This window comes from Nonomuraea africana (assembly GCF_014873535.1).
Taxonomy (GTDB): Bacteria; Actinomycetota; Actinomycetes; order Streptosporangiales; family Streptosporangiaceae; genus Nonomuraea; species Nonomuraea africana.
Genome location: NZ_JADBEF010000001.1, coordinates 271,089 through 285,568, shown reverse-complemented (window position 1 = coordinate 285,568; position 14,480 = coordinate 271,089). Strand labels below are relative to the sequence as shown.

Annotated in this window: 14 protein-coding genes; 12 read left to right on the top strand and 2 right to left on the bottom strand. The window is 68.5% G+C overall.

Going from position 1 to position 14,480, the window contains the following annotated elements:
• The first annotated feature begins 106 nt into the window (after positions 1–106).
• From H4W81_RS01260 to H4W81_RS01250, 3 genes are all read left to right on the top strand, one after another.
• A complete protein-coding gene (locus tag H4W81_RS01260) occupies positions 107–1,276 on the top strand; it encodes an NAD(P)/FAD-dependent oxidoreductase (RefSeq protein ID WP_192773095.1) in 1,170 nt (389 codons plus the stop codon).
• On the top strand, positions 1,273–2,154 hold the full coding sequence (sigJ, locus tag H4W81_RS01255; protein ID WP_192773094.1) for an RNA polymerase sigma factor SigJ: 882 nt from the start codon (positions 1,273–1,275) through the stop codon (positions 2,152–2,154). The genes H4W81_RS01260 and sigJ overlap by 4 nt, the downstream gene beginning before the upstream one ends.
• 147 nt (positions 2,155–2,301) lie before the next feature.
• Positions 2,302–2,742, top strand: coding sequence for a YybH family protein (locus tag H4W81_RS01250; RefSeq protein WP_192773093.1), 441 nt, complete (start codon positions 2,302–2,304; stop codon positions 2,740–2,742).
• A 544-nt stretch (positions 2,743–3,286) separates the two neighbouring features.
• Here the strand turns inward: H4W81_RS01250 and H4W81_RS01245 are convergent.
• Positions 3,287–4,504, bottom strand: coding sequence for an amidohydrolase family protein (locus H4W81_RS01245; RefSeq protein ID WP_192773092.1), 1,218 nt, complete (start codon positions 4,502–4,504; stop codon positions 3,287–3,289).
• Positions 4,505–4,563: 59 nt separating this feature from the next.
• Here H4W81_RS01245 and H4W81_RS01240 point away from each other — a divergent pair, with 59 nt between their 5' ends.
• The 7 genes from H4W81_RS01240 to H4W81_RS01210 all read left to right on the top strand — a co-directional run bounded on the left by H4W81_RS01240 (position 4,564) and on the right by H4W81_RS01210 (position 12,762).
• A complete protein-coding gene (locus tag H4W81_RS01240) occupies positions 4,564–5,067 on the top strand; it encodes a MarR family winged helix-turn-helix transcriptional regulator (RefSeq protein ID WP_318781448.1) in 504 nt (167 codons plus the stop codon).
• 260 nt (positions 5,068–5,327) lie between these two features.
• The gene (locus tag H4W81_RS01235) at positions 5,328–8,030 is read left to right on the top strand and encodes an ATP-binding protein (RefSeq protein WP_318781447.1); all 2,703 of its coding nucleotides are present in this window, start codon (positions 5,328–5,330) and stop codon (positions 8,028–8,030) included.
• Between the two features lie 444 nt (positions 8,031–8,474).
• Entirely contained in the window at positions 8,475–9,830 is a 1,356-nt protein-coding gene (locus tag H4W81_RS01230; RefSeq protein WP_225958386.1) for a carotenoid oxygenase family protein, read from the top strand.
• 10 nt (positions 9,831–9,840) lie between these two features.
• Positions 9,841–10,152 (top strand): SRPBCC family protein, encoded by a 312-nt coding sequence (locus H4W81_RS01225; protein ID WP_192773090.1) that lies wholly within the window; start codon positions 9,841–9,843, stop codon positions 10,150–10,152.
• A 127-nt stretch (positions 10,153–10,279) separates the two neighbouring features.
• Positions 10,280–10,807, top strand: coding sequence for an SRPBCC family protein (locus tag H4W81_RS01220; RefSeq protein WP_192773089.1), 528 nt, complete (start codon positions 10,280–10,282; stop codon positions 10,805–10,807).
• 610 nt (positions 10,808–11,417) lie between these two features.
• Positions 11,418–11,594, top strand: a complete 177-nt coding sequence (locus tag H4W81_RS46550) for a hypothetical protein (protein ID WP_225958385.1) — start codon at positions 11,418–11,420, stop codon at positions 11,592–11,594.
• 4 nt (positions 11,595–11,598) lie between these two features.
• Positions 11,599–12,762, top strand: coding sequence for a hypothetical protein (locus tag H4W81_RS01210; protein WP_192773088.1), 1,164 nt, complete (start codon positions 11,599–11,601; stop codon positions 12,760–12,762).
• A gap of 93 nt (positions 12,763–12,855) precedes the next feature.
• Here the strand turns inward: H4W81_RS01210 and H4W81_RS01205 are convergent, their stop codons facing one another.
• Positions 12,856–13,221: an integrase core domain-containing protein gene (locus tag H4W81_RS01205; protein WP_192773087.1), complete on the bottom strand. Its 366-nt coding sequence runs from the start codon at positions 13,219–13,221 to the stop codon at positions 12,856–12,858.
• A gap of 197 nt (positions 13,222–13,418) precedes the next feature.
• Between H4W81_RS01205 and H4W81_RS01200 the strand changes: the two genes are divergently transcribed.
• Complete coding sequence (locus H4W81_RS01200) at positions 13,419–14,054, top strand: TetR/AcrR family transcriptional regulator (RefSeq protein ID WP_192773086.1); 636 nt, start codon at positions 13,419–13,421, stop codon at positions 14,052–14,054.
• Positions 14,051–14,308 carry a sterol carrier protein domain-containing protein gene (locus tag H4W81_RS46545; protein WP_318782486.1) on the top strand — a complete coding sequence of 86 codons (258 nt, stop codon included), beginning with the start codon at positions 14,051–14,053 and terminating at the stop codon, positions 14,306–14,308. The genes H4W81_RS01200 and H4W81_RS46545 overlap by 4 nt, the downstream gene beginning before the upstream one ends.
• Positions 14,309–14,480: the final 172 nt, after the last annotated feature.

Sequence of the window (14,480 nt, the reverse complement as noted above, 5' to 3'; positions counted from 1 at the left end):
CGGAAGCCGGACCGCTGTGTGGTGAGGACGTCACCACGATTGGCACGTTGGGTGTGATGTGCGCCACTTCGTGTCACGTCGCGTCGGTCCTCAGTGTCTTGAGGGCATGGTCGAACACAGCACACTTCACAAGGTCGTGGTCATCGGCGGAGGCTACGCGGGAACGCTCGCCGCCAACCGCCTGCGCATGCGCACCGACGTCAGGGTCACCCTGGTCAACTCCCGCCCGAAGTTCGTCGAGCGGATCCGGCTGCACCAGTTCGTGGCCGGCAATTACGACGCAGCGGTCGACTACGGCACGCTGCTCGGTGACGATGTCCAGCTGGTGGTCGACAACGCCACGCGCATCGACACCGCCTCCCGCACGGTGGAGCTGGCGTCGGGCCGCACGCTGGACTACGACTACGTCATCTACGCGGTTGGCAGCACCGGCGCGGTCCCCGCCTCGGTGCCAGGCGCGGTCGACTTCGCCTACTCCGTCGCCGAGTTCGAGTTCGCTGAGCGGCTGCGCGCCAGGCTGGCGGAGCTGCCGGCCGACGCCGCGGTCACCGTGGTCGGCGGCGGACTGACCGGCATCGAGACCGCCGCCGAGCTCGCCGAGCAAGGACGCGCGGTCACCTTGGTCTGCGGCGGGACCCTGGCTCCGGCACTCAGCGCTGCCGGCCGCCGATCCGTCGCGACGTGGCTGTCCGAGCACGGCGTCACCGTGCTGGAGGCCGGCGTGGTGGCCGAGGTACGGCGGGACGCGGTCGTTCTCACCGACGGCTCGGTACGGCAGGGCGCACTCACCATCTGGACGGCCGGTTTCGGGGTGCCGGGCTTGGCGGCGGCCAGCGGGTTGCGCGTCGACGCGCTCGGCCGGCTGCTCACCGACGAAGCGCTGGTCAGCGTCGATGACGACCGCATCGTCGCGGCGGGCGATGCCGCTTCGCCGTCGGGCCGGCCGCTGCGGATGAGCTGTCAGGCCGCGGGGTGGCTTGGCGTGCAGGCCGCCGACGCCGTGCTGAGCCGCATCGCGGGAACCACGCCTGCCGTGGTGAAGATGGTCTTCAACGGATCGTGCATTAGCCTGGGTCGGCATGCCGGCACGATGCAGTACTCCGATCAGGACGACACCCCCTTGGACTCCGTCCTCGACGGGCCCAAGGCCGCGGAGATCAAGGAGGAGCTGTGCCGCAGAGCGGTGATGGGTATCACCATGGAGGCCCGTAACCCCGGTGTCATCGTCTTGAAGAATGCCGGGCAGGAGGCTGCCGGGATGGCCGCGGCATCATGACCGCTGACGAGCACGCCGAGCGGTTCACTCTGTTGCGGCCGCTGCTGTTCACGATCGTCTACGAGATACTCGGTTCGGCGACGGAATCCGACGACGTGCTGCAGGACAGCTATCTCCGGTGGGCGGCCGTGGACCTGGCGACGGTCCGTGACACCAAGTCGTACCTGGCGCGGCTGGTGACCCGTCAGGCGCTCAACGCGTTGCGGGTCGGCGCGCGCCGCCGGGAGGACTACGTCGGGGTGTGGCTGCCGGAGCCGCTGCTGCTCGACGAGCACGACGCGTCGGCGGACGTGGTGCTCGCCGAGTCGGTGTCGATGGCGATGCTGGTGCTGCTCGAGACGCTCAGCCCAGATGAGCGCGCGGTGTTCGTCCTGCGCGAGGTGTTCGGCTTCGACTACGACGAGATCGCGGGAGCGGTGGGCAAGTCGGTCGTGGCGGTGCGCCAGGTGGCGCACCGCGCCCGTGAGCACGTGCGGGCGCGGCGCAAGCGCTTCGAACCCGGAGGCTCCGCCAGGACCGCGCGGATCACCGAGCGGTTCATGGCCGCGGTGACCACCGGCGACATGGAGGGGCTGCTCTCGCTGCTCGCGCCGGACGTCACCTGGACCGCCGACAGCGGCGGCAAGGTGATCGCGGCGCGCCGGCCCGTGGTGGGCGCGGAGAAGGTGGCCGCGCTCCTTTTGAACATCATCCGCGCGCACGTCCGGATCGAGTTGGTGAACTGCAACAACGCGCCGGCGCTCGCCGCCTACAGCGGGGATCACCTGGAGGGCGTCTTCCTGGCCGACATCGCCGACGGGAAGATCACCAATTTCTACGTCATCCGCAACCCCGACAAGCTCCTTGCACTGGCGGCACCCCGCCAGATCAGCCGGTAGCGGCACGTCACATTCCAGACGGCTGCGTCGTCTACCGGTGCAAGGACCTCGAACGATTCCGAGGACCCGGGGCTCACGCCCCGGGGTGCTGTGTCGTCGTAGGAGTGGAAAGCCGAGTTTTCACACTGAAAGGAAGGACGAATGGCGATGCCGACGCAACGCGAGATGGACGAGACCAGGATCAGGCGCCACATCGACAAGATCGTCGAAGGAATCCAGGCCAAGGACCTCCAGGCCCTGAAGCGGCTTTACGCGACGGACGTCGTCTCCTTCGACGTGGAGCCGCCGCTGCAGCACGTGGGGGTGGAGGCGAAGGCGAAGAACTGGGCGAACGTGTTCATGTTCTTCGAGGAGGCGAGTTACGAGGTTCGAGACCTGACGCTCACCGTGGGCGATGACGTGGCGTTTGGGCACTGCTTCGGCCGGCTGAGCGGCACATTGAAGGATGGGACGGTCACGAAGGGCATGTGGGTCCGGGCCACCTTCGGCTTCCGGAAGATCGACGGCGAATGGCTGATCGTGCACGACCAGGTGTCCGTGCCGTTCGACGTGCAGAGCAGCAGAGGGGTGACCGACCTCGAGCCCTGACGAGTCGCTGACGTCCGGTCCGGGACCTTGCGGGGCGTATGACAAATAACCCTTGAGTTCCTATGGGCTTCTTCAGCCCCTCTAGCCGCAGGACCTGGGATTATCTGCTGGCGCTCCGGCTTCTTAAGGTGTTGATGGGACTTCGGAGATTCTGAAGGTCTATCGTCCTGGTCGTTCGTCTTGCTGTGACGGTGAAGGCGAGGTGGCCGGGGTTGGCGCTGGCGGGTGGTGCGGGATCTTCGGGTGGCTCGGGCTCCGGCCACGCCGGAAAAATGGCGACGCAGCACCGCGACCTCATGCCGCAACACCAAGATCTCCACCTCTTTGGAAGCGGCGCCCCGAGTGAGCAGCGCCAACCAGCCGAACACCCGACCCACCAGCAGATACACAAGGCGAAAGAGCACGAAAGCTGAGGCTGGAAGACCAGGTCCGACCCTCTGCGTCTGCGTCAGGTCTGGCACCGAACAGGGCACACTGGCCAGTAGGCTTCCCTGGGTTACGGGCGTGGGCCGCACAGAGATCGGGATGGTGTGAGCCAGCGGCGTCAGGTCGTGACCAACTGACCGGCCCGCTTGAGCACCCGGCCCGCCACCAGGACGGTGTCGACCGTGCTGGTGTCCGCACTGAGCACGACGGCTCCGATCATGTCCTGCGAGCCCGCCATCGACGGCGTGTCTGTCCGCAGGAGCTGCAGGTCGGCCTGCTTGCCGATCCGCAGGGACCCGGTCACGTCGGCGAGCCCCACCACCTCGGCCCCCTCGATCGTCGCCATCCGCAGCGCGTCGCGGGTAGTGAATCCCAGCCCCGCTCCCTCCGGCCTGCCCCGCTCCAGCGCGTGGGCCGCGCGCATCATGCCGAACATGTCGCCGGGGCCGCTGGTCACCGCGTCCGCGCTGAGCGACGCAGGGATGCCCAGCGCGCGCGCCCTGCCGGTGATGGGATATCCGATGGCTAGCGCCATTTCGCTGAACGGCGAGACCGACACGCTGCCGCCACTGTCCGCGATCCGCTTGAGGTGCTCATCGGTGTAGTGGTTGGCGTGGATGTAGGCGATGCGGTGGCTCATGAAGCCGTGCTCGTCCAGGAAGGCCAGACCATTCGCGGCGCTCTCGGCCCCGAGCCCGCCCATGTGGACGCTGACCGGCACGTCGAGCTCTCGCGCGAGCCGCCATTCGGCCGCCGCCCTGTCCGGACCGTCAAACTCGGGGCCGAACGCGGCGATAGCAATGGTCAGGAGGTCTCCGGTGAGCCGCTCCTGGACGCGCCGCCCCTCGGGCGCCATCAGGCTCTGGTCCGCTCCGCCATAGCAGAAGCCGAAGACGGCTCTGACGCCGGAAGCGGTGAGCGCATCGATCGCGGCGTCGGTGTGCTCAGGCGTGAACTGGACATGCGACCAGTCGAGCATGGTGGTGATGCCGCCGTCGAGGCACTCACGCACGCCCGCCGCGATGCCCGTGTGCACATCCTCGGCGCTAAGGCGGGGTGCCAACTCGCCGAGGACGTAGGCCGCGTAGTGGCCGAGCGTGGTGTCGGGGGCTACCGCCCTAAGGGTCGCCTGCCAGGTGTGCCGATGGCTGTCGACGAAGCCGGGAAGCACAATCATGCCTGTCGCGTCGATCTCCTCAACCCCGTCCGCGCTCAACGCGGGTCCGATCGCGGCGATCCTGCCCTCCCTGACGAGGACGTCGACCTTGCCGAGCATTGCGGGCTGTGGCTCGGTGTCGATGACCAGCCCGCCCCTGATGATCCATGAGTTGTACACAGAAAAAGCTTATAAAGAAGCTTTTTCAAAAGCAAGATGCCTGCGGGTATCCTCGAGGCGTGAACCAGGACGAGGTCGATGGGTTGGTGCCCCGATGGCGAGCGGCCGGACTCTCGCCGTCGCTCATCGCCAGCCTGGAGCTGAGCAAGCGAATGTCCCGCGTCAACCTGTTGTTTGAGCAGGCGGTGAAGGCGGAGCTGACCGAACTCGGTCTGACCTACGCGGAGTTCGACGTGCTCGCCGCGCTGGCCCGTACCGGCCCGCCGCACCGGCTGAAGCCCAGCGAGCTGGCCCGCGCGCTGTTCCTGACCTCGGGCGGCACCAGCAACGTCCTGCAGCGCCTGACTGCGGCAGGATACGTCGAGCGCGAGGACAATCCCGGCGACGCCCGCAGCCGGTGGGTACAGCTCACCTCCGAGGGCCTTCGCGTGGCGAACCTGGCGCTGGAGGGATCCAGTCGCGCGCACACCGAGGCGATGGCTGGTGTGCCCGAGTCGACTCTGCGCCAGGCGGCAGATGCCCTACGCGAGCTCACTCTGGCCCTCGGCCGTCGCGCCCGCTGAGGCACACAGCCATCCGGATACGCGTCCGGCTCCAGTGGCAGGCGTTGGAACGATGAACCGCCCCGGAGCCCGTAACCGGAAGTCCCCCTGGCCTGATCTGTCGGGCACACCGTGGCAGCGATGATTGCTCACGCACCAGTCCACGCGATGCTCACCCCTGCTCGCTTCCCGTGTCCCGCGCCAGATGCACGGGCGAAGATCACCTTTCGCCGCGATGACGGCGGAAAACGCCCATGTGGGAGCTATGGAATGATCTGGATGTGCTCAAAGGGCGACAGCGTGAGATCGGAACCCTGACAGGTCTGCTGGATGAGGCACGGGCCGGACGGGGCAGCGCCCTGATCGTGCGCGGTGAGGCGGGCATCGGCAAGACCGCGCTGCTGGAGCACGCGGCCCAAACCGGTTCGGCGATGCGACTGCTGCGCGCCACCGGGGTGGAGTTCGAGATGGGCCTGCCGTTCTCCGGGCTCCACCAGTTGCTCGCACCGCTGAGCGGCCGTCTGGGGCGGCTCCCGGACCGGCAGCGAGAGGCGCTGGAGACGGCCTTCGGCCTGCGTTCGGCCGACGCGCCGGACCGGCTCATGGTCGCGATGGCGACGCTGACCCTGATATCGGAGATCGCCGAGGAACGGCCGGTTCTGTGCCTCGTCGATGACGTCCAATGGCTGGACGAGGCCAGTGCCAAGGCCCTGGCGTTCGCCGCCCGCCGGATCGCGGCCGAACCCGTGGCCATGCTGCTGGGGCTGCGCGACCCCGTCCGTATTCCCGAACTGGATTCGCTGCCGTCCCTGACCGTGCCCGAGCTGTCGGACTCCGACGCGCGCGCCCTCCTGACTGCGGCCCTGCACGCCCCGCTGGACGAACCGATCCGGGACCGGATCGTCGCCGAAGCCCGCGGCAACCCGCTCGCGCTGTTGGAACTCACCGTCGGCATCCGGCCGGGGGAGATGGCAGGCGGATTCGGCCTGCCGGTCCGGGGCGGGGCAATGGAGGAGCTGTTCCGCCGCCGCCTGGACGATCTGCCCGACCCGACCCGGCTCCTGCTGCTCACGGCCTCCGCCGAGCCTCTCGGCGATCCGCTGCTGCTGTGGGACGCCGTACGCCGGCTGGGCCTGGACGTCGCCGCGGCCGCGCCCGCGGAGGACGCCGGGCTGCTGGAGATCGACGCACGGGTACGATTCCGGCACCCGCTGGTCCGCTCCGCGGCGTACCGGTCGGCCTCGCCTTCCCAGCGGCGCGCCGTCCACAAGGCGCTCGCGGAGGCGACCGACCCCGCCCTCGATCCCGACCGGCGAGCCTGGCACCGCGCACAGGCAGCCGCCGGCCCTGACGAGGACATCGCGGCCGACCTCGCGGCCGCGGCGGACCGGGTCCGGATGCGCGGCGGCCTCGCCGCCACGGCCGCGTTCCTGGAACGCTCCGCCCACCTGACCACCGACCCCTCCACCCGCCTGACTCGCCTGCTGGCAGCGGCCGGCGTCAAACTGGACGCGGGCGCCCCCGACGACGCGGTCGCCCTGCTCGCCCACGTCGACGAGGCCGTCCTGTCGCCGATGGCGCAGGCTCAGGTGGAGACGCTGCGCGGCCGGATCGCGTTCGCGGTCCGGCGCGGCATGGACGCCTCCGCCCCGCTCCTGCGTGCCGCACAGCGGGTGGAGCCCCTCAACGCCCGGCTCGCCCGCGAGATCCACCTGGACGCCCTGTTCGCCAGCGTCCTGGCCGGCCACCTGGGCGGCGACATCGACACCGCCGTCCAGGCGGCCCGTGCGGCGGTTCCCGCTCCACACCCTCCCACCGTCGTAGACGTCCTGCTGGACGGGCTGACCCTGATCCTCACCGGTGACCGTCCCGTCGGGGCGGCGCTCGTACGGCAGGCCTTGGCCGAGGGCGATGACGCGATGTGGGCGCGCCGGGTGCAGATGGTCGGCGCTCTCGCGTTCGAGGTCTGGGACGTGGACTCCTATGTTTCGATCTTGAATCGGCAGATCAGCCGGGCCCGCACCCTGGGCGCCTTGACTCTCCTGCCGCAGGCGCTCAGCACGGTCGCCGGCGCCCATCTGAGGTTGGGGCAACTCCACACGGCCGCTTCCCTGCTGGACCAGGCCACAGAACTGGTCGCCGCCACAGGCACCGCCCCCAGCTACCCCCATCTGACGCTGGCCGCCTGGCAGGGTGATTCGGCCACCGAGGACATGGTCGGCGCCGCCGTCAAGGACGCCACAGCCCGGGGAGAGGGCCTGCTCGTGGCCTTCGCCCACTTTGCCCTGGCCATCCACCGCAACGGCCATGGCGACTACACCGGCGCCCTGGCCGCGGCCGAGTACGCCTCCTCCCACCTCGTCCTGGTGTTCAAAGGCGCGGCCTCACGGGAACTCGTCGAGGCCGCGACCCGCGCCGATGCCCCGGACATCGCGCAGCAGGCATTCGCCGACCTGCGCGAGACCACGCAGGCATCCACGACCGACTTCGCAGCCGGCACCGAGCACTTGTGCGCCGGCCTGATCACGCACGGCGCACAGGCCGACCATCATTACCAGGCAGCGCTGGAAGCCTTGACGGCCAGCGGCTGCCTGGGCGACCTCGAACGCGCCCGCCTGCTGTACGGAGAGTGGCTGCGGCGCCAGGGCCGCCGCTCCGAGGCCCGCAAACAGTTGCGCGAAGCGCATGAGGCGCTGACCGCGATGGGAGCCGAGGGCTTCGCCCAGCGCGCCGCCCGTGAACTGGGTGCGACCGGTGAACGCGCCCGCAAACGCGCCGCCGGGGACACCGACCGGCTCACCGCTCAGGAACTGGCCATCGCCCGCCAGGTGGCGGCCGGAGCGACGTCCAAGGAGATCGCCGCAGAGCTGTTCGTCAGCCCGCGAACCGTAGACGCGCACCTGCGCAATATCTTCCGCAAGCTGTCCATCACGTCGCGTCGTCAGTTGCGCGGCATGCCGCTGGACGATCTCGCCCACGCCTAATGGGCCACCCGCCCGCGACGGCCGATCACAGTCGGCCGGCCCGGCGGGATGACGGGGCCCCTGCCGCACCTCCCGGCAACCCGATGCGCCGGCTCCGGCCCGCTCTTCTCTCGACGCGCCTCTGTGTGTCCATCGGGGCTGAAACGGGCTGACGGCCATGGTGGTCGCGGGGTACCGGCGCCCAGATCGGCGGTCATCACCTAGGCCGGCCAGTTCTGGCGAGATCGGTGATTTCTACCGACGCGACGATCCCCTCGGCGGCGCGACAGTGATCGCGGCGGCACGCGGCGAGCTGCTGCCCTCTGCGGCTCTGGCTGCCGGACCGTTCCTGCTGATCGGCGAAGCACTCGGGCTTGCTCTGCTCACCGCGCTGTCCGGCGGCAGCGGTGATCGCGCACTCACAGCCTGCTGTGACCGCACACCGCACCGAAGAAGGGAAACACCATGACGCTCGACAAGATGAGCACCGACCTGGCCAAGCCCTACCTGACGGGTCACTACGAGCCGGTCGTCGACGAAACGACCGCCCGAGACCTCGTCGTGCACGGGTCGATCCCGCCGGAGCTGGAGGGCCGTTACTTCCGCAACGGCCACAACCCCAAGCCCGGCATCACCCCGACCCACTGGTTCAAGGGCACTGGCATGATCCACGGGATTCGGCTCAGCGGCGGCCGGGCCGAGTGGTACCGCAACCGCTGGGTCCGTACCCCCTACTTGGAAGGCATCCCGTTCACCGGCACGGAACTCGACGTCAGCGCCGCCGGCACCAACATCATCCAGCACGGCGGCCGCTACCTCGCCCTCCAGGAGGCCAATCTGCCGTGGGAGGTCACCCCCGACCTCGACACCGTCGGCCCCTACGACTTCGGCGGCAAGCTCGCCACCGCGATGACGGCCCACCCCAAGGAGGACCCGGTCACCGGCGAGCTGTTCTTCTACGGCTACAGCCCTTTCCCGCCCTATCTCACCTTCTACGTCGCCTCGCCCGACGGGCAGATCACCCGCGCTGAGGTCATCGACGGAGCCGGGCCGTCCCTCATGCACGACTTCGCCATCACCGCCGACCACGTCATCTGGCTCGACCTGCCCGTGGTGTTCGACTCGGCAGAGCGCTCCGGCATCCCCTACCGGTGGAGCGACGCCTACCGGCCGCGCATCGGCGTCATGCCGCGCACCGGCCCGGCCTCCGTCACCTGGTTCGACGTCGAGCCCGGCGCGCTCCTGCACGTCTCCAACGCCTACACCGACCCGGGCGGACGCGTCGTCGTCGAAGGCCCCCGCTATGACAGGTCGGCGTGGGAATCGTCCTGGAAGTGGTGGATCGGCGCGCCCGGCCACGGCACGACACCCGAAGCCGGGTCGATCCACCACCGATGGATCCTCGACCCGGCAACCGGCCGGGCCATCGAGGAGCCGCTGGATGCGTTGGTGACCGAGTTCCCCACGATCAACGAGACCTACCTGGGCAGGAGCAGCCGCTACAGCTACGCCGTGGCCTTCCCTGGCTCCGGGCTCGACCAGTTCGCCGTGGTCAAGTACGACGCCCGGACCGGTGAGCGCCGGCTCCAGCCGTTCGGACCGGAGCAGATGCCCGGCGAAGCCGTGTTCGTCCCGGCAGAGGGCGGCACCGCCGAGGACGACGGTTACCTGCTGACCATCATGAGCGACCTGCGAAGAAATGCCTCGCAGCTGCTCATCCTGGACGCCCGTGGCCTGGGCCGCGCCCCCGTCGCCGTGGTCGAGCTGCCGCGCCGCGTCCCGGCCGGCATCCACGGCAACTGGCTTACCGACAACCACTGAGAAGACGACCGTGATCACAGGCATCGACACCGAGGCGGCCGTGGTCGTCCGGCTTGACACGACCATCGACGCACCCGGGGTGCACGTGGTCGAGGCGCCGCACCGCATCCTGTGGGGCAGTCCCGTCCACGGGATCACCGGCATCCATGATTGGACCTTCCGCGAGGAAGACGGCAGGACCCGTGTGCAGACCGAGGAGTCGTGGGACGGCGAGCCGATCCGCGCGGACGTCGAGGACATGCGGTCCGCGCTCGAGCAGTCCCTGACGGCCTGGCTCGCGCTGCTGAGGAAGACCGCCGAAGGCTCGCTCCAGGCCGTCTGAGCCGCGTGGCCGCCGCCCGCCCACGGCCCAGTCCCTTATGGGCCTCGTCCGGAGTTTCGGCGGCACGCGATCCCGCCTCGGAGCAAGGCAAGGCACGTTCAGAACATCAAGGCAAGGAGAGAAACCCATGTTCACCCTGGTAACCGCGAAAGCCACGGCCCTGTCCATCGTTTTCGCGCTCACCCCGTTGAATGCCGGCCACCCGAACGTGGAGATCGACCACGACGCTCCCGTGATCACCCGCGACGACATCGTCATCCACGCGCCATTGCACCGGATCTGGAAGATCCAGACCGATGTCGAGGCGTGGCCGGAGTGGCAGCCCGACGTCATTACGGTGAAGAAGGAAACTCGGGGCCCGCTGCGGAAGGGGTCCAGATTCCGCTGGTCGGTCGAGGGGCTCGAGAACATCACCTCAACGGTCAAGCAGGTCGTTCCGAACCGCCGCATCGCCTGGGGCGGCCCTGCCCAGGGCGTCACCGCCGTCCACTTGTGGACGTTCACCCCGACCAAGGACGGAGTGCGCGTGCACACCGAGGAGTCATGGTCCGGCGAGCCGGTGTCGGCGAACGTCGCCGCTATGCAGAAGGCGCTCGACGCGTCCCTGGACACGTGGCTCCACAACCTCAAGAAGAAGGCCGAAGAGGAAGACTGAGAAGACGACGTCGAACGATCCCTGCCGGCGATTGTCGGTGTCCGGGCCGAACTGGCCGCCGGTGACCTGCGACCGCTCCCAGTCACCCATCCGGGGCCTGCGCCTGCCGAAAACTCCGTCCATGCAAGGGATTGCCTGTCGCCGACCGGGGCAGGCTTCGCCCGGAGGTCTGGCAGGCCTGGCAGGTCGCCGCCGGGACCAAGCCTGAGGAGAACCCATGACTCGGGTTCGCACCTCATGACGTGGACGGGATGCTGATCATCGATTCCAGGGCCATCATCGCCGTCATCAACGGCGAACCCGAGGCCACCAGCTTCGCCTACGCTCTCGCCAAGGACTTCGCCCAGCCTCTTCTCTTCAAGGCGAGGATTTCCCCCACACCGACATCACCCCCGCACAGCCATGACGGTCAACGAATACCCGTGCCCGAGGGTGATCGCAGGGGTCCTCGGAGGAGTATCGTGTGCTGCTGTGACTCGCCGCCCTCCTGACGATCACCTGGATGAGCTGATCGAGCAGGCGATTGTGGACGCCTACACCGACGATGAGCAGCTCTACAGCTTTCACGTGATGATCGGCGACAACCTGGCGGGGGCCGTTCGAGACGACCGTGCTCGGCCTTCGGGTCACCGTCACCGCTCTCGACTTCCGCGTAGGGAGCGGCATCGTGGCGATCTGCCGCCACGGCCGGCACCGGCAGGCGATCGGCATCCTCGACCTGCCGCTGCCCGACCCGCCACCGGCCGGCGCCGAATGGATCGACGCGTTCCGGCGCTGGGCCGGGTGAGATCGTGAGCGAGTACCAGTACTACGAGTTCCTGGCCATCGACCGGCCACTCACCGACCGGCAGCAGGCCGAGGTCCGCGCCCTGTCCACCCGGGCCCACATCACCGCTACCAGCTTCACCAACGAGTACCACTGGGGCGACTTCCGCGGCGACCCGCACCGCATGATGGAGCGCTACTACGACGCCCACCTGTACCTGGCCAACTGGGGAACTCACCAGGTCATGCTTCGTCTCCCCCAGACCGTGCTGGATCCCGCACTGGCCGAACGCTACTGCGCAGGCGACCGGGTCAGCGCCTGGACCAGCGGCGAACACATCATCCTCAACTTCACCAGCGAGGCGGAAGAGGAGTACTGGGAAGACGACCTCGAACGCTCCCTGTCGGCGATCGTCGGCATCCGCGCCGAACTGGCCGCCGGCGATCTGCGTCCGCTCTATCTGGCCTGGCTGTCGGCCTACGGAACATGGGAGCGCGACGAGGACGCCTTCGACTACGCCGAAGAGGGCGAGCCGGAGCCACCTATCCCGCCGGGACTGGGCTCGCTCAGTGCCGCCCAGCGTGCCCTGGCCGATTTCCTGCGCCTGGACGACGACCTCCTCGCAGCCGCCGCCGAGGCCAGCCCACCGGCGCAAGTCGTACAACATGATCGGACTGTTCTGGCCGCCTGGATCGGCAGCCTGCCCGCCGAACGAAAGACCGCGCTGCTGCTGCGGGTGGCCGAGGACGACGCCACGCGGGTCCGATGGGAACTGCTACGCGAGTTCGGCGGCAACACCGCCTCTCAGGTGGAGGCGGGGCGGACGGTCGCCGAGTTGCTGGACGCCGCCGCCGCTCGCCGCCACGCCCGTGAGCAGCAGGAGGCAGCTCGGCGCGCCGAGGAGCTGGCACGCAGGGAAGAGGAGCGAAGGCAGGCCCGGGAATTTCATCTGAACCGGCTCGCCCAGGATCTCGAAGCGGCGTGGGCACAGGTGGAGGCGTGCATCAACACCAAGAAGCCACGCGAGTACGACCAGGCCGTCGATCTCCTCCGCGACCTGCAGGCCCTGGCCATCCGCGACGACCACGCCGGCACCTTCACCCAACGCTTCACCCACCTTCGGGAACAGCACCAGAGCAAGCCGAGCCTGATCAAGCGATTCAACAACGCCGGGCTCATCTCTGAGTGACCAGAAATCCCGGCCTTGAACATCAGCGATGTGAGTTCGCCTGTAGTGCTTCAAAACGCATGTACGGTCTGAGCTGGGGTTTCTCCGCCTGGCTTATGCGGCTCGGCGGTACTCGTTGATCGCGCCGCCGCGCACTTTGCGGCGTTCGATCCGGCCTTCCATCGGCACCACCACCTGTTCGTCTTGATCGGGTGGTCGTTGCCCCGGCCTGCCGCACTGGTGAGGTCCGTGGCCGTTGTAGTGACCGACATACTCGTCCAGGACCGCGCGCAAGTGACGTTCACCGTAGATCAGCATGCGGTCGCTACATTCGGCGCGCACCGTACGGATCCACCGCTCGGCATAGCAATTCGCCCGAGGTGTCCGCGGCGGCGTCTTCAGCACCGTGATGCCCGCGGCGGCAAAGATCTCATCGAAGACGGCAGTGAAATTGGCGTCCCGATCGAGGATGAGGGCCACGGACCTTCGGCTACGACCTGAGAGGCCGTCGAACCAACATCAGCGACCTCACCGTCGACTACAACGACCGCGGCGCCGTCACGAATGCGCTCGCTTCGCTGGGCTGTTGCCGATGCTCCACGAACGGGCCGACAGATGGCCTGCCCTTGCCCGCCACATGGTTGACCCTGCCGAAGTCCATCCATACCGTCCGATTCATGAGCTCAGCTGCCGACCAGCGTGAGACGATCCTGCAGATCGCGACCCGCATGTTCGCGGCTCTCGGATATGACGGGACTTCCCTTCAGCAGATAGCGGAGGCCGCCGGGTTCGACATCGCCACGGTGACCTCCCTGTTGGGGAGCAAACGGGACCTCTACCTCGCCGTCATGGAACGTGCCCACGAGGCTGACCGCACCGCGATCGAGGCGGTCATGGCCCGATTCACTCCGCTGTCCCCCGCCGATGCCCCCAAGATGATCCACGCGCTGGCCGACGACTATCTGGACTTCTGCATGTCCAACCCGAACGTCCCCGCACTCTGGGCGCACCGCAGCCTCTTCGACGCCCAGGACATCACCGACCTCGAGCGTCGCTACGTCTGGCCGCTGCACGCCCGAATCCACAAGAGCATCCAGCCCGCCCTCGAGGCAGGACACATCGACGACGCTCCCGACTTCAGATACGTCCTCTGGACGATGATCTGGTGCGTCGAAGGCTTCTGCTGCGGCGACGTACTCGACGACGAGGGCAACCGCCTCGGCCCCGACGATCAGCAAGCCCGCATCGACTTCCGCAGGCACCTCCACCTCCTACTCGACCGTCTGCTCACCCCGCCGCAGAAGACCCCCTGACGCAGGCCGACGCTCGAGACCTGCGGGCCGACGGCGAGTTCGTCACCTGCGAACGCACCCAGGCCCGGCCCGACCTGCGGCTGACCTCCGCCGAACTGGGTGCGGCCTACTTGGGCGGCACCACCCTGTCGTCCCTGGCCGCCGCGGGCCGGGTTGAGGAACTGCGCCGCGGCGCGGTCACCGCCGCCTCGCTCGCCTTCCGTGGCGAGCGCGAGCCCTTTCACCCCTCGGGCTGGGCCTTCCCCGCCTTCTGACGGCCCGTGTTCTGATGTCTCCCCACCGATCCCGGACCGGTTCAGGGGACGAGGGTCCATGACACCACCGGGTTCGATGACCATGCGCAGCGCTGCTGTGACCGTCACCGTGCCCCGACCGCCCCGACACTCACCGCAACAACTTCCACCACCGAAAGAATGGACGGCATCA